A 17,570-nucleotide genomic window follows, 5' to 3' on the forward strand; every position below is an offset into this window, starting at 1 on the left:
ACAAATGCGAGACTGAAGGAGTTTCAGAACGGCTTTTCCGGAAAATTTTTCGGAAAAGCCGTTCTTTCTTGCTTTTTGTGTGATTTGATAGTAAAATAAAGTGAACTGCTATCCTATTTTGCTGTTCCGGGCAGGGGAGAGCAGCCCCAAAATCGTTTACAGCGGACGCAGCTCCGCTTTGAATCCATACGTCATCCGGGCGGTCTTCCGTCCGGGCGGCGTACAGCTGCACAACTTTTCAATCTATTTTAAAGGAGTGCACAAATATGAAAGGCATTATTCTCGCCGGCGGTGCCGGCACACGGCTTTACCCGCTGACTATGGTCACCAGCAAACAGCTGCTGCCGGTCTACGACAAGCCGATGATCTATTATCCTCTGTCCACGCTGATGCTGGCAGGCATTCAGGATATCCTGATCATCTCCACCCCGACCGATACGCCTCGCTTTGAGGCGCTGCTGGGTGATGGCAGCCAGTACGGCATCCATCTACAGTATAAAGTTCAGCCCTCCCCGGACGGTCTGGCACAGGCCTTTATTCTGGGCGAAGAGTTCATTGGCGACGACTGCTGCGCCATGATCCTGGGCGATAACATCTTCTACGGCAACGGCTTCTCCAAGATCCTCAAGACCGCCGCCGCCAATGCGGAAAACAAAGGCCGCTGCACCGTGTTCGGCTATTATGTGCAGGACCCGGAGCGCTTTGGCATCGTGGAGTTCGACAAGGACGGCAAGGTGCTCAGCGTGGAGGAGAAGCCTCAGCATCCCAAGTCCAATTACGCCATCACCGGCCTGTACTTCTACAACAAGGAAGTCGTCCGGATGGCAAAGCAGGTCAAGCCCTCTGCCCGCGGAGAGCTGGAGATCACCACCCTGAACGACATGTACCTGAAGAAGGACGAGCTGGATGTTCAGCTGCTGGGCCGCGGCTTTGCATGGCTGGACACCGGCACCATGGACAGTCTGGTGGAAGCAGCCGACTTTGTGCGCATGATCGAGAAGCGTCAGGGCATCAAGATCAGTGCGCCGGAAGAGATCGCATTCAAGTACGGCTGGATCGACCGCGACACCCTGATGGCAAGTGCTGAGCGCTATGGCAAGAGCCCCTATGGCCAGCACCTGAAGAATGTTGCAGACGGCAAGCTGCGCTACTAAGCAAAAGAGAGGCGTACCCATATGAAAATCATTGTTACCGGCTGCAATGGCCAGCTGGGCACCGAGATCATCAAGCAGCTGCACGAAGGCCGCAGCGAGATCGGCCCCATCCCCGAAAAGCTGCTCAATGCCACGGTGATCGCCGTGGACCTGCCGGATCTGGATATCTCCAACTACAAAATGGTGGACGAGTTCATCCGCCGCAACCGTCCGGATGTCATCATCAACTGCGCTGCCTACACCAATGTGGACGGCTGCGAAGTGAACCATGATGCCGCCTTCAAGGCAAACGCCCTCGGCCCCCGCAATCTGGCACAGGCTGCGGAAAAGACCGGTGCACGACTGGTGCACGTCTCCACCGATTATGTGTTCTCCGGCCGTGAGAACGGCGGCGTTGCACAGGACGAAGCCACCATTCCCGGCCCCATCAGCGCCTATGGCTCTACCAAGCTCATGGGCGAAAAGTATGTGGAGCAGTTCTGCCATCGCCACTTCATTGTGCGCACCGCATGGCTCTACAGCTACTACGGCAAGAACTTTGTCAAGACCATCGTGAACGCAGGCAAAAAGTTCGGCAAGCTGGAAGTGGTCAACGACCAGTGCGGCAACCCCACCAATGCGGTGGATCTGGCCCACGAGATCCTGCAGCTGTGCGTCACCCACGAGTACGGCCTGTACCACTGCACCGGCGAGGGCATCTGCTCGTGGTATGATTTCGCTTCCGAGATCATCCGCCTGTCCGGCGTGGATGCTGCTGTGGCTCCCTGCACCAGCGAGGAATACAAGGCAAAGCACCCGGAAAGCGCCGACCGCCCCAAGTGGAGCGCACTGGACAACCGGATGCTGCGCTGCACCGTGGGCAACGACGTGCGCGACTGGAAGGATGCGCTGGCCTGTTTCTTCACCCACTGGGACGGCGACAACGGCATGAAAGACTGATGATGTATCATGTTGGATGCGATTTTTAGCAGACCTGTTAAGGCCCTGAAGCTCCTTGCAAAGGTGCAGTGTGTGCTGGCGTTTGTGCTTTCGGTCATGCTGTACGGCTATGTTTATGAGGGGCTGAAATACTTCAGTTTCTTTGCAGCCATTGTGCTGGGGTTGGTAGCTGCTGTGGTGCTCTGGATGTTGCAGATGTTCCTTGCATGGGCGATGTACGCTTTTGCAGAGCTGGTGGAGTATACCAGAGCCACCCACGAAGAACTGAGCAACATGAGCAGCGGTCTGGCAGAATATACCAAAGCAATGAGCAGGACGATCAATGCCATGAACCGAGAGTTATGCGTGATTGCAAAGCACTATCATGCAGAGGAAGAAGCCAGAGACAACAACACCGTCAGTGCGCAAGCTGTGGCGGATACAAACGATATAGAGGAAAATTGATTTATGAAAACCTATCTGATCACCGGCTGCGCCGGTTTTATTGGTTCCAACTTTGTGCATTATATGCTCAAAAAGTACCCGGAGATCCTGCTGGTCAATCTGGATAAGCTGACCTACGCCGGCAATCTGGAAAACCTGAAGGACGTGGAGGGCGACCCCCGCCATGTGTTCGTGCAGGGCGATATCTGCGACAAGGAGCTGGTGGAAGGCCTGTTCCAGAAGTATGATTTCGATTACGTCATCAACTTTGCCGCCGAGAGCCATGTGGACCGCTCCATCAAGAACCCCGAGATCTTTGTGCAGAGCAACGTGATGGGCACCGTCAACCTGCTGCAGCGCGCCAAGGAGGCATGGTACGACGCCGACGCCAAGACCTGGAAAGAGGGCAAGAAGTACCTGCAGGTGTCCACCGATGAGGTGTACGGCGCTCTGGGTGCGGACGGCTTCTTTATGGAGACCACTCCGCTGTGCCCCCACAGCCCCTATTCTTCTTCCAAGGCCAGCGCTGATATGTTCGTTATGGCCTTCCACGATACCTACGGTATGCCGGTGAACATCACCCGCTGCTCCAACAACTACGGCCCCTACCAGTTCCCGGAGAAGCTGATCCCCCTGATGATCAACAACGTCAAGCACCACAAGCAGCTGCCCGTCTACGGCGACGGTATGCAGATCCGCGACTGGCTGTATGTGGAGGATCACTGCAAGGCCATCGACATGGTGGCCAACGGCGGCAAGATCGGTGAGGTGTACAACGTGGGCGGCCACAACGAGCGCCCCAACATCTTCATCGTCAAGACCATCATCAACCAGCTGCACGACCGTCTGCAGGACGAGGGCATCAGCGAGGATCTCATCAAGCACGTTGCTGACCGTCTGGGCCACGACCGCCGCTACGGCATCGACCCCACCAAGATCAAGAACGATCTGGGCTGGTACCCCGAGACCCCCTTCGAGAAGGGCATCGTGCTCACCATCGACTGGTACTTGAACCATCAGGAGTGGATGGACCACGTCACCAGCGGCGATTACCAGAACTACTATCAGGATATGTATAAGAATAAGTAACAGACTGTAGAGAAAAGCTCCCTCATATGGGGCTGCTGCAAAATGCGGCGTTCGGAAACTGCTGTTCTGACATCAAAGCAAGTGCAGCGCTTTTCATCAAAGACCGGAAATTTTTGATGGAGATGCGGGGCACTTGCTTTTTTGTGTTGGCTATATCGTTTTGCGGCAAAGTGTGTTAGAATAGAGCTATCAACATTTCAGGAGGGTACCTCATGCTCAAACGACTGCGCACTGCGCACCCGATCGTATTCTGTGTTCTGGCCGAAGTGGTCTTTCTGGCAAGCCTGTTTGTCACCGACCTGATCTTTACCATCGTGCTGGTGCTGCTCCGGGCAGATTTTTCTGCACTGGATACATACCTCTACAGCACCCTGCAGGAGCTGGTGGGCGCATTGGTGGCGGTGCTGTTTCTGGTGCGGACAGACCGTGCCGGGCTGCTGCGCCGCCGCGGCAGCGGCTTTTTCAACGGCCTGCTGGTGGGCATGTACCCGCTGGTATTCATCGGCTACAACACCTTTGGTTCGCTGCTGCTGGGCCGGCCGGAGAATGGCACGCTGCAGCCCGCTGTGCGCATCTGCACCTTTCTGGCCAACATGGCCATGGTGGGCGTGGCGGAAGAGTTCATCTTCCGGGGCGTCATCGCCCAGACCCTGCTGGAACACTTCGGCACCAGCCGTGCCGGTGTGTGGAAGGCCTGCCTGCTGTCCGGCGTGCTGTTTGGTGCGGCGCACCTGACCAATATTCTGGGCTCGGCACCTTTCGGCGTGCTGATGCAGTGCGTGTTTGCGGCTTCGCTGGGCACGCTGTTTGCCGCAGTCTACTTCCGCACCGGCAACCTCTGGGTGACGGTGTTCCTGCACGGCGCAATGGATATCTCCTCCATGCTCATCGGCGGGCTGTACGGCACCACCACGGTGGCCGAAGCTGTGAGCGGCTACGATGCCTCCATGCTTCTGTCGGTGCTGTTGTACCTGATCCCCACCGCATTTCTGCTGCGCAGGAAAAAGCTGCCGGAGGTGCAGCTGTATTGGCACCAGTACGTAAAAAAATAAAGGCAGGATGCAAAAAATATCCTTGCATTTTGCACAGGGTTCTGGTATACTGTATCTGTTACCGTGGTACGGGGCTGGGAGTATGCCCGCTTTTGGGAATGCCGTTTCCCGCCGCTGTTCCATTGGCACATAAAATTTTATAAAGAGGTATGTTACTATGAACAAGCAGGAAGTTATGGCCAAAGTCGCTCTGACCGAGAAGGACACTGGCTCTCCCGAAGTCCAGGTCGCTCTGCTGACCGCTCACATCAACGAGCTGAACGAGCACCTGAAGAAGAACCCGAACGATCACCACAGCCGCCGCGGCCTGATGAAGATGGTTGGCCGCCGCCGCAATCTGCTGGCTTATCTCCAGAAGAAGGACATCGAGCGTTACCGTGCTCTGATCGCAACTCTGGGTCTGCGTAAGTAATTTAAACAGAGGGCAGGTACCGCAAAGGTGCCTGCCTTTTGCTTTTTATATTTTCTGTACAAATGGCGGCGGCAGCGTGTTGCAGCAGTAAATCGAGCGCCTGTGCCTGCAGGCAGGGACGTTGGATTTATTGCTATGATGCGCGTGCCGCAGCCTTTGGAGAATAAAAGATCCGCAAAAATAAGGAGGCAAAAACAATGGCAATTGAATTTGGTTCCCGCAAAGAGACCTTTGAAAACTTCAAGGTCTACGAGACCATGCTGGCCGGCCGCCCGTTCAAGGTAGAAATGGGCAAGATGTGCGGCCTGTCCAACGCCAGTGCACTGATCCGCTACGGCGAGACCTGCGTCATGTGCAACGTGGTCATGAGCCCCAAGCCCCGCGAGGGCGTGGATTTCTTCCCCCTGAACGTGGAGTATGAGGAAAAGCTCTACGCCGCAGGCCGCATCCCCGGCAGCTTTATGCGCCGCGAGGGCCGCCCCGGCGAGCGCGCCATCCTGACCAGCCGCGTGGTGGACCGCCCCATGCGCCCGCTGTTCCCCAAGGAAATGCGCAACGACGTGTGCATCACCATGACCGTGATGAGCCTTGACCCGGACTGCAGCCCCGAGATCGCCGGTATGATCGGTGCCTCTCTGGTCACTGCCGTGTCCGACATCCCGTGGAACGGCCCCATCGGCGGCGTGCAGGTGGGTCTGGTGGACGGCGAGATCGTGCTGAACCCCACGCAGGAACAGCGCAAGGTGAGCGATCTGGCCCTGACCGTTGCCGCCACCATGGACAAGATCGTGATGATCGAAGCCGGTGCCAACGAGGTGGACGAGGACACCATGCTGAACGCCATCAAGGCCGCTCACGTGGAGATCAAAAAGATCATCGAGTTCATCAACAAGATCGTTGCTGAGCGCGGCAAGCCGAAGATCGATTTTCAGGTTGTGGGTCTGGATATGGACGTGTTCCACGCCATCCAGAACAAGTATCTGGACGACTTCAAGGCCGCCATGGACACCGACGACAAGAACGTGCGTGACGCCGCCCTGCTGCCCATCATGGACCGCATCGCCGAGGAGTATCCTGATCTGACTGCTGCCGATCTGGATCTGGTCAGCTACAAGATGCAGAAGTTCGTGGTGCGCCGCTGGCTGCTGGATGAGGGCAAGCGTGTGGACGGCCGCGGCATCAACGAGATCCGCCCGCTGGCTGCCGAGGTGGGCATCCTGCCCCGCGTGCACGGCTCCGGCATGTTCACCCGCGGCCAGACCCAGGTGCTGACCACCTGCACCCTGGGCGGCACCAAGGACAACCAGCTGATGGACGATCTGACCGACGAGCAGACCAAGCGCTATATCCATCACTACAACTTCCCGCCGTACTCTGTGGGCGAGGCCCGCGCACCGCGCAGCCCCGGCCGCCGCGAGATCGGCCACGGCGCACTGGCAGAGCGTGCTCTGGTGCCGGTGCTGCCCTCTCTGGAAGAGTTCCCCTACACCATCCGCTGCGTGTCTGAGGTGCTCTCTTCCAACGGCTCCACCTCTCAGGCATCCATCTGCGGCTCTACACTGGCACTGATGGACGCAGGCGTGCCCATCAAGGCACCCGTTGCCGGCATTTCCTGCGGCCTGATCACCGAGGGCGACCGCTGGATGACCATGCTGGACATTCAGGGCGTGGAGGACTTCCACGGCGATATGGACTTCAAGGTGGGCGGCACCCGCAAGGGCATCACCGCCATCCAGATGGACATTAAGATCGACGGCCTGACCTACGACATCATTGCCGAGGCCTTCGAGAAGTGCCGCAAGGGCCGTCTGTATATTCTGGACGAGATCATCAAGCCGGTGATCGCAGAGCCCCGCCATGAGCTGAGCCGCTATGCACCCAAGATGTTCAGCATGATGATCCCCACCGATAAGATCAAGGACGTCATCGGCAAGGGCGGCAAGGTCATTCAGGACATCTGCGCCACCTGCAACTGCAAGATCGATGTGCAGGAGGACGGCCATGTGTTCGTCTCTGCCGTGGATCAGGAGGACGCAAAGCGCGCCATCTTTACCATCAAGACCATTGTGGAGGACCCCGAGATCGGTGCCATCTACAAGGGCAAGGTGACCCGCCTGATGAACTTTGGTGCCTTCGTGGAGATCGCACCGGGCAAGGAAGGTCTGGTGCACATCTCCAAGCTGGACACTAAGCGTGTGGAGCGCGTGGAGGATGTTGTGGCCGTGGGTGATGCCATCGTGGTCAAGGTGACCGACATCGACCAGCAGGGCCGCATCAACCTGAGCCGCCGCGACGCCATTCTGGCTCTGGAAGCCAAGCGCGCCGAGCAGCAGGCACAGCAGTAAACAAAACCGGCTCTCCCTCCGGGAGGACCGCTGAACAGGCAAAAAAAGCATCTGCAGTCATTACGGCTGCAGATGCTTTTTTGTTGTAGAGCTTATTCCGTGCAAAGCCGCGGATAAAAGCGGCTGATCATTGCGTTTTGTGCGTTTTGCCCTTTGCGGAGCTGCGTTTGCGGGGAGCGAACAGCAGCCAGAACAGCAGCACCAGAAGCAGGGGCAGCGCCATGATGGGCGCGGTGAGGATGGGCTCGATCTTGATGGCGTCGGAGGTCACACGGATGTGCTTGAGTTTGTCCGGTGTGGTGATGCGGCGTCCCCGCACCAGCAGCCGGTGGGTGTTGATGCCGTAGGGGGTGCAGGTCATCAGGGTGATGTAGTCCTTGCCCTCCGACACCTTCAGGCTGTCGGTCTCGGTGGGCAGAACGATGGAAATGTTGTCCACCTCGTAGGTGAGGGTCCGGTCCAGCACCGTGATGGTGAAGGTGTCGCCCACCTCCAGCTGATCCAGATTGGTGAACAGCTTGGCGCTGGGCAGGCCCCGGTGGGCCGAAATGACCGCGTGGGTGCTGGCACCGCCCACCGGCAGGCTGGTGCCCTCCAGATGACCGGCGGCCACCTGCAGCACAGCATCGCTGGTGCCGTGGTAGATGGGCAGCTCCACGCCGATCTTTTCAATGGTGATATAGCCCATGATGCCGGTTCCGGTCACGTCCAGCGTGCTCTCGTAGGACGGGAAGCGGTCCGGAAAATACAGGGCATCCGGGTCTGCGGCGACCTGTGCATTGAAGGCATCGGCCGCTTCAAAATAGGCGGTGTAATCCGCATCCGACAGTTTATCCACATCGGCGGCGTAGTTGGCCACAGCACGGGTCTGGTGCAGCTGGTTGACGTAGTCGCTGATGGTGGGGTATAGCATCACGGATAGACCCACGAAAAAGACGAGGATCAGGATGATGGTGCTTTTGTTCTTTTTCATGGGCTGCTCCCTAATGTTATAAGATTAAGGAAAGGATGCGGAGGCCGCTAGACCTCCGCATCTCCTGTTGCTATAGGATTTTCCGGGGAGAAGAATTACTTGTTCTCCATGCGCTTCTTGGTGACCAGCAGGACCACTGCTGCCACCATCAGGCCGCCGCCGATGACGTAGAACAGGGTGGTGCCCATGCCGCCGGTGGAGGGCAGGGTAGCACCGGCGTTGTTCAAAACGTCGATGGTACCAGTTTTGTTCGTGTCATAATGTACAGTGCCGGCCTGCTCTGCACTCAGACCATCAATAGTGAAGTTGATAGGATTTTTCAACAGATTGTAGCCTTCAGGAGCAGTAATCTCCTTCAGCTGATAAGTGCCGGAATCCAGACCATCAAATTTGATTCGACCGGTAGAAGTGGTGGTGAAAGTGTTCTGAGCGCCGTCAACAGTAGTCCAACCAGCAAACTTATAGACAGCCTTTTCGCTATCGTAGGTGAAGTATGCAGCCCGAGAGCCATCGGAGTTGAGAACCTGGAAAACTGCACCAGCCAGAGCTTCGCTTGCGCTGTTGTGCTTGAATAAATCAAAAGACCAAGTATAGGTGATAGTAGTGGACTTGCCGCCATCCTTACTGTCCTTACCGTAGGTCAGATGGGCTTCGTTCTTATTACCAGAGGAAGCAATCACAGCGTTTTCGTTAACTGTAGCAGTATAGGTGATGACAACGGCATCATTCGTGTTCAGAACACTCTTATCGCCATCATTGTTAAAATGAATGGTGAAACCGTGATTGGTAATGTCGGAAGTGGTATAGCCACTGAAAGGAGAACCATTGACAGTAACGGACAAACTTCCAGAATTAAAGGTTAGACCATCGGTCATGGTATCGGTTACGATGTAATTGTACGGGTTACCGTCAACAACCTTGACGGTCGTCTGGAAAGCGACGACATCGCCAATGGAAACATCATTGTCACCAGTCGGAGTGCTGTTTTCGATAATTTTCTTTTCAATAGTAGGTTTGCCGTTCTTTTCACTAATGACAGCATTGGGCTTTGTAGTATCCAGAGAGCAGATAATTTCCTGACTCTTGTCCCAACCGGTAGAGGAAACCAGATAATAGCCCAGAGTAACAGGATTAACGGTAACCTTGTGATCACTATCAGGAGTCTTATCAGCGTAATCAGCGGGAATGGTGTTGGCAGTTGCGTAAGTGTATGCAGCCTTTGCAAACGCTTCGGCAAATACACTGTTGGCTTTTGCGGCATCCTTAACGAAAACAGTGTCATCTGCATTTACGGTAAGGTAGTCGCTCCAGCGAGCGTCGCTAACAAAATCCTTCCACGTATTATTTACCTTATAAACGACACCAGTGTAAGTGGAGGTACCGGTATGAGTGCTGATGTCCAGAATGCGGTAGAAATTGTAATGCATATTATCAACAGCATTATTGATTGTAATAGAACCGTTGCCGGTGCTGGATGCACCCTCTGCCGCAAACGCAGGCACCGCCATGGCGCACAGCAGGGCAACCGCCAGCAGAGCCGCCATGAGTTTTTTGAACGTCTTCTTCATCGCTTGTAAAAACTCCTCTCAAATTTTGCTTTTGATTCCTATATCGGGTCCGCATACAGCGCAGGAATGATCTTGCCGCTGCGTAAGAAGGGGGCAGCCCTGCCTTCTGCATCTGCACACTCTGCAGACCCAACACACCAGAGCGGTAAGCGTTATAGCTGTGCCGTCTGCTGTTACAAAATAATACCGACCCCGCCGGGACTAGGACATCAGCGAAAAACCGGACAAGGGCCAGACCCTCAGAAAGACCTTGCCCACGATCTGGCTTTTTTCCACCGTGCCGATCACACTGCTGCGGCTGTCGATGGAGGTGGCCCGATGGTCACCCAGCACAAAATAGCGGTTTTCCGGCACCTGATAGGGGAACTTGATGTCGCATTCCCCCAAGGCAAGCTCGTCCACGTAAGGCTCGTCCAGCGTCTGACCGTTCACGGTAACAACGCCGTCCTCATCCAGCGTGATCACATCGCCCGGCAGGCCGATGACACGCTTGAGCAGAAGCTTGTTCTGCCAGTAAAAACCGCACAGGTCGCCGGTTTTCATGTCGCTGGTCTTGACCAGCAGGATGATGTCCTTGTCCTGCAGGGTGGGATTCATGCTGTCGCCGGAGACCTGAAGCACCGGCAAAAACAGGGTGGCCAACAGCACCGCAACGGCTGCAACCACCAGCAGGGCATACACCGTGCTGCGCAGCACGCGGAGGTAGCGGCGGCGGTAAGCCAGCCGGTCACGCTCTGCCTTCACCTCGGCGGTGGAGGGGATGGGCGTGAACTTGATCTTTTGTTCTTTCATTTTTCGGCACGCTCCTCCGGCAGGAACTCCGTGCTGTGGTAGCCGTCCAGCAGCTCGCTGGCGCGGCGGTCAAAGGCGGCCCAGCGCTGCTGGATCTCCTGCTGGGTCCGCGCAAGCATGGCTTTGCAGTCGGCCTCGGTCTGGGCACGGCTGCGCGCCGCAGCCTCTGCCTGCTCGTCACACTCTTTCTGGGTGCGAATCTTCAGGTTCGCGGCTTCGGTCTGGGCCTGCGCAAGGATCTGCTCCGCCTCGGCCTCAGCCTGTGCCCGCAGGGCATTGGCTGAGGCATCGGTGTTTTTGTTTGCGGCGCGCACCGATGCAACATACTCGTCCGCAGCGGCCTGTGCGGCTTCAAACACCTTGTTCAGCTCCAGCGCGGCCTGCGCGATGGAACCGGCGTTTTCAATATGGATCTGACGCTCCTGCAGCTGGGCAGACAGGGCAGCGTTCTCTGCCCGGAGCCTGTCCTCGGTCTGCTTGAGGGCCAGAATGATCTCGACTAATTCGGCGCGGCGCATCCGCCGCAGTTCACGGTCTGGCATAATGGTCTGTTTCTCCGCAAAAGGATGGTCTGAGCGACCGGAAAAAAGTTATCAAACACAAATTTTCCGTTGTGAAAATGGCGGTTTTGAGGTACCGTCTTTCCACCGGACTGCGTATATTCAAAAGTCAAATGCACAACCTATAGAATAGCATACGATGTGCAACAACACTGACACGAATGTGTAACAATATTATCACAGAAACTGCAACAAAAGCGTAACAAAAAGGGCCGTTTTATGCATTTTTCTGCAAAAATCATAAAAAATATTTTCCAATAAATGGAGTGCTGCTGCGGAAGATTGAAAGAATGGATGAAAACAAAAAGAACTGTCCCCTAAATGAGAACAGTTCTTGAAAATTACAGAAAACGCGGAGATGCTCAGAAGCCCTTCAGCAGGTCGCTCAGGGTCAGGAAGGACTGATAGATCACGTTGACGTTGTTGATGATGGAGCTTGCACCCGAGAAGATGCGGGCGATGGCGTTGAACACCTTGCCCACATTCAGGAAGTCGTTGTACAGGTCGCTGGCACCGCCGTCCAGATAGACCATTTCCTCTTCGTTGATGACGGCGTAATTAGCAGGCAGTTTCATAACAGACATGGGGATCTTCCTTTCGATTGATGGTTTGATGAAGTGTAAAGCGAAAACAGGTCATTACATAAAGGCAGCCACGGCCAGCGTGGTGAGCAGGGCACCGGCAACGGTAAGGATGCTCAGGGTCATGCCGTCATCCTGTTCCGTCTGCTCGGGCTGAGCGGGCTTGGAGGTGCTGGTGCTGCTGGAAGCGGCGGTGCTCTTGACGGTCCAGTGGGCATACACGGTGGTATCCCCCGTGAACACTGTTGAAGTGGTGACCTTTGTGCCGCCCACCGTCTCGGTGTACCAGCCATCGAAGGTGTAGCCGTCCAGCGTGGGCTGGGCGGGCAGAGCGCTGAGCTTGCCGTTCAGGTTGGTGGTAACGGCAACAACAGAGCTGGTGCCGCCCATGGCATCCAGACCAATGGTGTAGATCTGTGCGTCCTTTTGCTCTGCAGCAAAGGCGGAGGGCAGTGCACAACACAGCAGCGCCGCACTGAGCAGGCCGAGAACCAGCATTTTCAGGATCTTTTTCATAGGACTCCTCACTTTCCTGACGAGTTGGGGGATGGTGCAGCCGACTGCGGAAACACCAGAACAGACCTCGTGTCCCCCCGCCGCAGGGCAGCAGACGAAAAAGTCGGGATGAGGAGGTTTATTCAGATTTATTTTTACCACACAGAGTGCAACAAAAGCGCAACAAATCGAGCGGATTTTGCTGCAGGAATGAAAAAACCGCTTTTTTACAAATCAAGCAGCACAAAAGGCTGCGGAGGATGGCCGCAAAATTGGAAAAGTGGACACGGAAATCAACTTTTGCAGCTTGACCCGGAGCTAAAGCCTTCACCCCTTGGGGACAGATTTCCCCCGCACCGGGGGAAAATGTCGCATAGCGACAAAAGGGGGAGCAGGTGGCGCGTAGCGCCGGATGAGGGGTACTTAGGGTAAAATGCTGCTGTCCTGCGCCCTCATCAGTCACCTGCGGTGACAGCTTCCCCCGACCGGGGGAAGCCTTTAGAGGAAAATTGATTTCCATGAAAAGTGGAGCCTTCCCCTTGTGGAAAAACAAAGAATATGGTATAATATCTTGCACGATGCGCCATCGCCAAGCGGTAAGGCAGGGGACTTTGACTCCCCCATCGTAGGTTCGACTCCTGCTGGCGCAACCAAAAGCCCCGTCATCCTGAAAAGGCTGACGGGGCTTTTTGCATCATTTTTTCCACAAAGTGCAGCTGAACGGTGCAAAACTCAGCGGCGGTGGATCTTTCTGGTGGGCTTGCGGCGGTTCCAGCCGTTCAGGAACGTCCACAAAAAGTAAATTGCAGCAGAGATAATACTTAGCGTTATCACAACTTTGAGGTACAGACTGCCCAGAAACTCCCGGAACCGGGCCACCGTGAACAGCAGCGGGTTCAGGCTGACATCCTGCCCGGCGATCAGGTCCACCACGCCGATGGTCTCACCGGCCAGCTTCAGTTCCACGGTGCCCACCACATCGCCCTGCTGGATGGGCGCACTGACCGCATCCGGCAGGTGAAAATATTTCTGGGTCACGCTGCCGTCGCCGGTGGAGGGCAGCAGGGTCATCATGCTGTCGGCGGGGTACAGCTGCAGGGAGCTGGTGTCGGAGGAATACTTCACCGGGATCTCGGCCAGCGTAAGGTCGGTGTCCAGCGCGGCCTGAATGGAAAAGCTGTCGAACACCCAGTCCATCAGCTTCACGGTCTCACACAGGGCGGGGCGGCGGTTGGCGTAGCCGAAATCGTCGCAGGTGTCGGGGCTCTGCATCACGCAGAAAATATAGGTTGCACCGTCCTTGTTGGCCCAGGAAACATAGCTCTGGCGGCCGCTGTCGTTTTTAAAGGCGGTCACATCGCACATGCCGCCCTGCATGGCGCTGCGGTAGTATTTGCCGCCGCTGGATTTGCTCAGCGCGGCGTTCTGGCTGACCAGAATGGAGGACGACCGGTGCTTTTCCTTGGCGGGCATCGTAAAGGTGGGAGCACCGGAGATCTCGGCAAAGGCATCGAAGCTCATCAGATAGCGCAGGATCAGGTACATGTCCACGGCGCAGGTCACATTGCCGCTGTCGATGCCGCAGGCATCGGTCCATGTGCTGCCGGTGGTGCCGATGCGCTGGGACAGGGTGTTCATCTGGCTCACCCAGCCGGCCAGATCGCCGCCGGAAAGGGTGTAGGCCAGACCCATGGCGGCTTCGTTGGCGTTGCGGGTCAGCATGGCGTAGACGGCTTCCCGGTAGGTGAAGGTCTCGTTGGAACGCATGTCGGCGTTGTTGGTGTTGTATACATAATCCGAAATGGCAAACGGCATCTGGAAGGTGTCGTCTAGATGGTCGGCGTAATTGGTCAGCAGCAGGGCGAGGGTCATATACTTGGTCAGGCCGCCGGCCGGTACCTGCTTTGCGCTGTCCTTATCGTAGACGATGATGTTGGTGTCGGTGTTGACGATGTAGGCGCTCTGCGCCTGCACCTGATAGACCGGGGTGGGGTCGAACATGGCGCCGGCAGGCAGAAGCAGGCAGCTGAACAGGACAGCGAACGACAAAACCAGTGCAAAAATACGTTTCATGTGGACAATTCCTTTAAAAAGCGATAATATAAAACAACAGGCAGCACGGCACAAGCGCCGTGCGCCGGGTAAGAACGAGATCACAGCGGAAGGCTGTATTCTTTATAATAACAGGTTTGGCGGGGTGTGACAAGGCTTATTGTGCCGATTTCACATCCGGTCAGGGAGGACAGGAATGGTATATCTGACAGGGGACACCCACGGCGATATCGACCGCTTCAAACACGGCAAGCTGCGCTGGCTGGGCAAACGGGACACCGTGGTGGTGCTGGGGGATTTTGGTTTTGTGTGGGACGGCAGCAGGGAGGAACAGAAAAAGCTGGATTGGCTGCGCAAGCGCCCGTATACCCTGCTGTTTCTGGACGGCAGCCACGAAAACTATGATCTTTTGAAGCAGTATCCCACCGAGGAACGCTTTGGCGGGAAGGTGCAGGCACTGGGCGGCAATGTGTACCATGTGTGCCGCGGCAGCGTGCTGGAACTGGAAGAAAAAAAGTATCTGTGCTTTGGCGGTGCGGAAAGTCAGGACCGGGAGGACCGGGAACCCGGCGTGAACTGGTGGAAGGAAGAAATGCCCTCGGATGAGGAATACGCCTTCTGTGAGGAGAACCTTGCAGCCTGCGATTACAAAGTGGATTATGTGCTGACCCACGATGCGCCAAGCAGATTTTTGGATTTTACCGCCCTTGCCAGCGGCGAGAACAACCAGCTGCACAGTTTTCTGGATAAAATTTTGTTGAAGCTGACCTACGACAAGTGGTTTTTTGGCTGCTACCATAAGGATACCCAGCTTTCCACCAAAAGCCGCTGCGTGTTCTGCGATGTGATAAGCATGGGCGAACGGCACGCAAAGCGTTCCGTTCGATAACAGGGGCCGCTGCACCAGCCGTGCAGCGGCTTTTGCATTGCTGCAGCTTGTGCGCAAAAACTTCCGGATCAGTTCATGGCTCCGGCTTTCTCAAACATCTGCTGCACCTGCTGTTCCAGCAGCGCGTGCTCCGGCGCTTCCAGCAGAGGGTCTTCTGCCAGCATGGCGGCGGCCTCGCTCTGGGCGGCGTGAAGGGTGCGGGTGTCGTTCATCAGGTCGGCGATCTGCAGGGTGGGCAAACCGTGCTGGCGGCTGCCGAAAAAGTCGCCGGGGCCGCGGGTCTCCAGATCGTACTGCGCCACCGCAAAGCCGTCCGTGGTGCTGCACAAAAATTTCAGCCGTTTTTGTACGTTTTCGCTTTGGTTGTCGCTGACAAGGAAGCACCAGCTTTCCGCAGCGCCGCGTCCCACGCGGCCGCGCAGCTGGTGCAGAGCGCTCAGGCCGTAGCGCTCTGCGTTTTCAATCACCATTACGCTGGCATTGGGCACATCCACGCCCACCTCAATGACGGTGGTGGACACCAGTGCGTCCAGACGCCCGGCCTTGAAGTCCTCCATGACGGCGGCTTTTTCCTTGGGCTTCAGCTTGCCGTGCATCAGGCCTACCCGGCGGTCCGGCAGCAGGGCCTTGGCAATGTCCTCGTAGTAGCTCTTGACGGCGTTCAGCCCGCCGTCCGGCACATCCTCAATGGCCGGGCACACCAGATACACCTGCCGCCCTCTGCCGATCTCCTGATCGAGAAAATGATAGAGGTCACGCCGCTTTTTGCCGGTGATGCATCGGGTCTTGACCGGTGTGCGGCCCGGCGGCAGCTCGTCCAGAATGGAGATGTCCAGGTCGCCGTAGATGAGCAGGCCCAGCGTGCGGGGGATGGGAGTGGCGCTCATCACCAGCAGATGCGGGTTCGCGGCTTTTTCGGCCAGCATCCCGCGCTGCCGCACCCCAAAGCGGTGCTGCTCGTCGATCACGGCAAGACCCAGCCGGGCAAATTCAACGCCCTCGCTGAGGATGGCGTGGGTGCCCACCACAAGGTCGGCTTCGTCGTTGCGGATGGCGGCAAGCGTGGTGCGGCGTGCAGCGGCCTTCATGCCGCCGGTCAGCAGAGCCACCCGCATCCCGAAGGGGGCAAGCATCCGGTTCAGGCCCTCGGCGTGCTGGACGGCTAAAATTTCGGTGGGGGCCAGCAGCGCGGCCTGATACCCCGCCCGGATGCACGCCCAGATGGCGGCAGCCGCCACCAGCGTTTTGCCGCTGCCCACATCGCCCTGCAAAAGGCGGTTCATGGAGGTCTGACCCGCCATGTCGGCCAGAATCTCGCTCACGGCCCGGCGCTGGGCACCGGTGGGGGAGAAGGGCAAACTGGCCCAGAACGGGGACGGGTCGGCAAGCTGCATGGGGGCACCGGTGGCAGCGGCACCCCGGTTTTTCATCCGGCCAATGCCCAGCTGCAGCACCAGCAGCTCTTCGTAAATGAGCCGCCGCCGGGCGGCATAGGCCTGCTCTTCCGTGGCAGGGCAGTGGATGGCCCGCACGGCATCTGCCTTGGAGAGCAGACGGTATTTTGCCAGCATTTCCGGCGGCAGCGGGTCGGGCAGCAGCTCTGCGTGGGGCAGAAGCTGACGCACACATTTGGCAATGGCATTGCTGGTCAGGCCCTCAGTCTGGGGGTAGACGGCTTCAAAGGGAGAAGCTTTGATCTGCTCGGCTGTGCGCACCTGCGGGTTGACCATCTGGCGGCGCAGCATCCCGCCGGTAACGATGCCCTGAAAATAGTATTCCTGCCCCAGCTGCAGCTTCTGGGCGGCATAGGGGTTATTGAACCATGTGATCTCCAGACTGGACACATCGTCCCCGGCGGTGATGCGCTCCATCCGCCGCCCGCCCGGCAGGATGCGCCCGCCGGGCTTTGCGAACACTTCGGCCTTTACCACGCATTCCACATCGGCGGGGGCCTCTGCGATGGAGTAGGGCTTTGTGAAGTCGATATATCTGCGGGGGTAGTGGCACAGCAGGTCGGCCAGCGTCACGATGTCCAGCTTCTCGAACCGCTCGGCGGTCTTGGGGCCGACGCCCTTCAGGTAGCGCACCGGCGTATCCGGGGTGAGGGTGGTATGGTTTTCGGTGGGCATGGCGTCAGCTCCTTTCTATAGTAGTATAGCCATTGTAACACGGACAGGGAACAGATGCAAACAGGAAAGTGTCTTTGCCTTTGCGCGGCGGCTGTGGTACACTGAATAGAAAAAAGA

General features: G+C 57.0%; 17 protein-coding genes and 1 tRNA gene. 9 read left to right on the forward strand and 9 right to left on the reverse strand.

What is annotated here, in order from left to right; all coding sequences use genetic code 11:
* Positions 1–266 precede the first annotated feature (266 nt).
* The 7 genes from rfbA (at position 267) to ACKXF9_RS06290 (ending at position 7,414) form a co-directional block, all read left to right on the forward strand.
* Entirely contained in the window at positions 267–1,154 is an 888-nt protein-coding gene (rfbA, locus tag ACKXF9_RS06260; RefSeq protein ID WP_249238165.1) for a glucose-1-phosphate thymidylyltransferase RfbA, read from the forward strand.
* A 21-nt stretch (positions 1,155–1,175) separates the two neighbouring features.
* On the forward strand, positions 1,176–2,093 hold the full coding sequence (gene rfbD, locus ACKXF9_RS06265) for a dTDP-4-dehydrorhamnose reductase (protein ID WP_418265591.1): 918 nt from the start codon (positions 1,176–1,178) through the stop codon (positions 2,091–2,093).
* Between the two features lie 9 nt (positions 2,094–2,102).
* Positions 2,103–2,537 (forward strand): hypothetical protein, encoded by a 435-nt coding sequence (locus ACKXF9_RS06270; protein WP_418265592.1) that lies wholly within the window; start codon positions 2,103–2,105, stop codon positions 2,535–2,537.
* Between the two features lie 3 nt (positions 2,538–2,540).
* Complete coding sequence (gene rfbB / locus ACKXF9_RS06275; RefSeq protein ID WP_097776439.1) at positions 2,541–3,605, forward strand: dTDP-glucose 4,6-dehydratase; 1,065 nt, start codon at positions 2,541–2,543, stop codon at positions 3,603–3,605.
* Between the two features lie 212 nt (positions 3,606–3,817).
* Positions 3,818–4,657 (forward strand): CPBP family intramembrane glutamic endopeptidase, encoded by an 840-nt coding sequence (locus ACKXF9_RS06280; RefSeq protein WP_339395330.1) that lies wholly within the window; start codon positions 3,818–3,820, stop codon positions 4,655–4,657.
* 157 nt (positions 4,658–4,814) lie between these two features.
* Positions 4,815–5,069 (forward strand): 30S ribosomal protein S15, encoded by a 255-nt coding sequence (gene rpsO, locus ACKXF9_RS06285; protein WP_005933138.1) that lies wholly within the window; start codon positions 4,815–4,817, stop codon positions 5,067–5,069.
* 197 nt (positions 5,070–5,266) lie between these two features.
* Positions 5,267–7,414, forward strand: coding sequence for a polyribonucleotide nucleotidyltransferase (locus ACKXF9_RS06290; protein ID WP_339395329.1), 2,148 nt, complete (start codon positions 5,267–5,269; stop codon positions 7,412–7,414).
* 127 nt (positions 7,415–7,541) lie between these two features.
* On the opposite strand, the gene ACKXF9_RS06295 is transcribed toward ACKXF9_RS06290, so the two are convergent.
* The 7 genes from ACKXF9_RS06295 to ACKXF9_RS06325 form a co-directional block, all read right to left on the reverse strand.
* Positions 7,542–8,387: a class C sortase gene (locus ACKXF9_RS06295; protein ID WP_418265593.1), complete on the reverse strand. Its 846-nt coding sequence runs from the start codon at positions 8,385–8,387 to the stop codon at positions 7,542–7,544.
* 95 nt (positions 8,388–8,482) lie between these two features.
* Complete coding sequence (locus ACKXF9_RS06300) at positions 8,483–9,955, reverse strand: SpaH/EbpB family LPXTG-anchored major pilin (protein WP_418265594.1); 1,473 nt, start codon at positions 9,953–9,955, stop codon at positions 8,483–8,485.
* Positions 9,956–10,156: 201 nt separating this feature from the next.
* Entirely contained in the window at positions 10,157–10,747 is a 591-nt protein-coding gene (gene lepB, locus ACKXF9_RS06305) for a signal peptidase I (protein WP_418265595.1), read from the reverse strand.
* Positions 10,744–11,289: a hypothetical protein gene (locus ACKXF9_RS06310; RefSeq protein WP_418265596.1), complete on the reverse strand. Its 546-nt coding sequence runs from the start codon at positions 11,287–11,289 to the stop codon at positions 10,744–10,746. Before ACKXF9_RS06310 ends, lepB begins: the two co-directional genes overlap by 4 nt.
* 380 nt (positions 11,290–11,669) lie before the next feature.
* Entirely contained in the window at positions 11,670–11,882 is a 213-nt protein-coding gene (locus tag ACKXF9_RS06315) for a hypothetical protein (RefSeq protein ID WP_418265597.1), read from the reverse strand.
* 63 nt (positions 11,883–11,945) lie between these two features.
* Positions 11,946–12,404: an InlB B-repeat-containing protein gene (locus ACKXF9_RS06320; RefSeq protein ID WP_249238175.1), complete on the reverse strand. Its 459-nt coding sequence runs from the start codon at positions 12,402–12,404 to the stop codon at positions 11,946–11,948.
* Between the two features lie 118 nt (positions 12,405–12,522).
* Positions 12,523–12,903, reverse strand: a complete 381-nt coding sequence (locus ACKXF9_RS06325; RefSeq protein ID WP_418265598.1) for a hypothetical protein — start codon at positions 12,901–12,903, stop codon at positions 12,523–12,525.
* 59 nt (positions 12,904–12,962) lie between these two features.
* Between ACKXF9_RS06325 and ACKXF9_RS06330 the strand changes: the two genes are divergently transcribed.
* Positions 12,963–13,036: transfer RNA gene (locus tag ACKXF9_RS06330), tRNA-Gln, on the forward strand.
* Between the two features lie 79 nt (positions 13,037–13,115).
* Here the strand turns inward: ACKXF9_RS06330 and ACKXF9_RS06335 are convergent.
* On the reverse strand, positions 13,116–14,456 hold the full coding sequence (locus tag ACKXF9_RS06335; RefSeq protein ID WP_418265599.1) for a D-alanyl-D-alanine carboxypeptidase family protein: 1,341 nt from the start codon (positions 14,454–14,456) through the stop codon (positions 13,116–13,118).
* A gap of 175 nt (positions 14,457–14,631) precedes the next feature.
* Here ACKXF9_RS06335 and ACKXF9_RS06340 point away from each other — a divergent pair, with 175 nt between their 5' ends.
* On the forward strand, positions 14,632–15,324 hold the full coding sequence (locus tag ACKXF9_RS06340) for a metallophosphoesterase (RefSeq protein ID WP_418265600.1): 693 nt from the start codon (positions 14,632–14,634) through the stop codon (positions 15,322–15,324).
* A gap of 68 nt (positions 15,325–15,392) precedes the next feature.
* On the opposite strand, the gene recG is transcribed toward ACKXF9_RS06340, so the two are convergent.
* A complete protein-coding gene (recG, locus tag ACKXF9_RS06345; RefSeq protein WP_418265601.1) occupies positions 15,393–17,453 on the reverse strand; it encodes an ATP-dependent DNA helicase RecG in 2,061 nt (686 codons plus the stop codon).
* Positions 17,454–17,570 lie beyond the last annotated feature (117 nt).

The organism is Faecalibacterium sp. 9, from assembly GCF_048320955.1.
Taxonomy (GTDB): Bacteria; Bacillota; Clostridia; order Oscillospirales; family Ruminococcaceae; genus Faecalibacterium; species Faecalibacterium wellingii.

What these genes read in the sequence shown, in the direction of transcription:
- lepB (WP_418265595.1), bottom strand. Translation starts at nt 10,747, where the DNA reads ATGAAAGAACAAAAGATCAAGTTCACGCCCATCCCCTCCACCGCCGAG.
- rpsO (WP_005933138.1), top strand. Translation starts at nt 4,815, where the DNA reads ATGAACAAGCAGGAAGTTATGGCCAAAGTCGCTCTGACCGAGAAGGAC.
- ACKXF9_RS06300 (WP_418265594.1), bottom strand. Translation starts at nt 9,955, where the DNA reads ATGAAGAAGACGTTCAAAAAACTCATGGCGGCTCTGCTGGCGGTTGCC.
- ACKXF9_RS06280 (WP_339395330.1), top strand. Translation starts at nt 3,818, where the DNA reads ATGCTCAAACGACTGCGCACTGCGCACCCGATCGTATTCTGTGTTCTG.
- ACKXF9_RS06295 (WP_418265593.1), bottom strand. Translation starts at nt 8,387, where the DNA reads ATGAAAAAGAACAAAAGCACCATCATCCTGATCCTCGTCTTTTTCGTG.
- ACKXF9_RS06315 (WP_418265597.1), bottom strand. Translation starts at nt 11,882, where the DNA reads ATGAAACTGCCTGCTAATTACGCCGTCATCAACGAAGAGGAAATGGTC.
- rfbD (WP_418265591.1), top strand. Translation starts at nt 1,176, where the DNA reads ATGAAAATCATTGTTACCGGCTGCAATGGCCAGCTGGGCACCGAGATC.
- ACKXF9_RS06335 (WP_418265599.1), bottom strand. Translation starts at nt 14,456, where the DNA reads ATGAAACGTATTTTTGCACTGGTTTTGTCGTTCGCTGTCCTGTTCAGC.
- ACKXF9_RS06290 (WP_339395329.1), top strand. Translation starts at nt 5,267, where the DNA reads ATGGCAATTGAATTTGGTTCCCGCAAAGAGACCTTTGAAAACTTCAAG.
- ACKXF9_RS06310 (WP_418265596.1), bottom strand. Translation starts at nt 11,289, where the DNA reads ATGCCAGACCGTGAACTGCGGCGGATGCGCCGCGCCGAATTAGTCGAG.
- rfbB (WP_097776439.1), top strand. Translation starts at nt 2,541, where the DNA reads ATGAAAACCTATCTGATCACCGGCTGCGCCGGTTTTATTGGTTCCAAC.
- ACKXF9_RS06340 (WP_418265600.1), top strand. Translation starts at nt 14,632, where the DNA reads ATGGTATATCTGACAGGGGACACCCACGGCGATATCGACCGCTTCAAA.
- ACKXF9_RS06325 (WP_418265598.1), bottom strand. Translation starts at nt 12,903, where the DNA reads ATGGAAATCAATTTTCCTCTAAAGGCTTCCCCCGGTCGGGGGAAGCTG.
- ACKXF9_RS06270 (WP_418265592.1), top strand. Translation starts at nt 2,103, where the DNA reads ATGTTGGATGCGATTTTTAGCAGACCTGTTAAGGCCCTGAAGCTCCTT.
- recG (WP_418265601.1), bottom strand. Translation starts at nt 17,453, where the DNA reads ATGCCCACCGAAAACCATACCACCCTCACCCCGGATACGCCGGTGCGC.
- ACKXF9_RS06320 (WP_249238175.1), bottom strand. Translation starts at nt 12,404, where the DNA reads ATGAAAAAGATCCTGAAAATGCTGGTTCTCGGCCTGCTCAGTGCGGCG.
- rfbA (WP_249238165.1), top strand. Translation starts at nt 267, where the DNA reads ATGAAAGGCATTATTCTCGCCGGCGGTGCCGGCACACGGCTTTACCCG.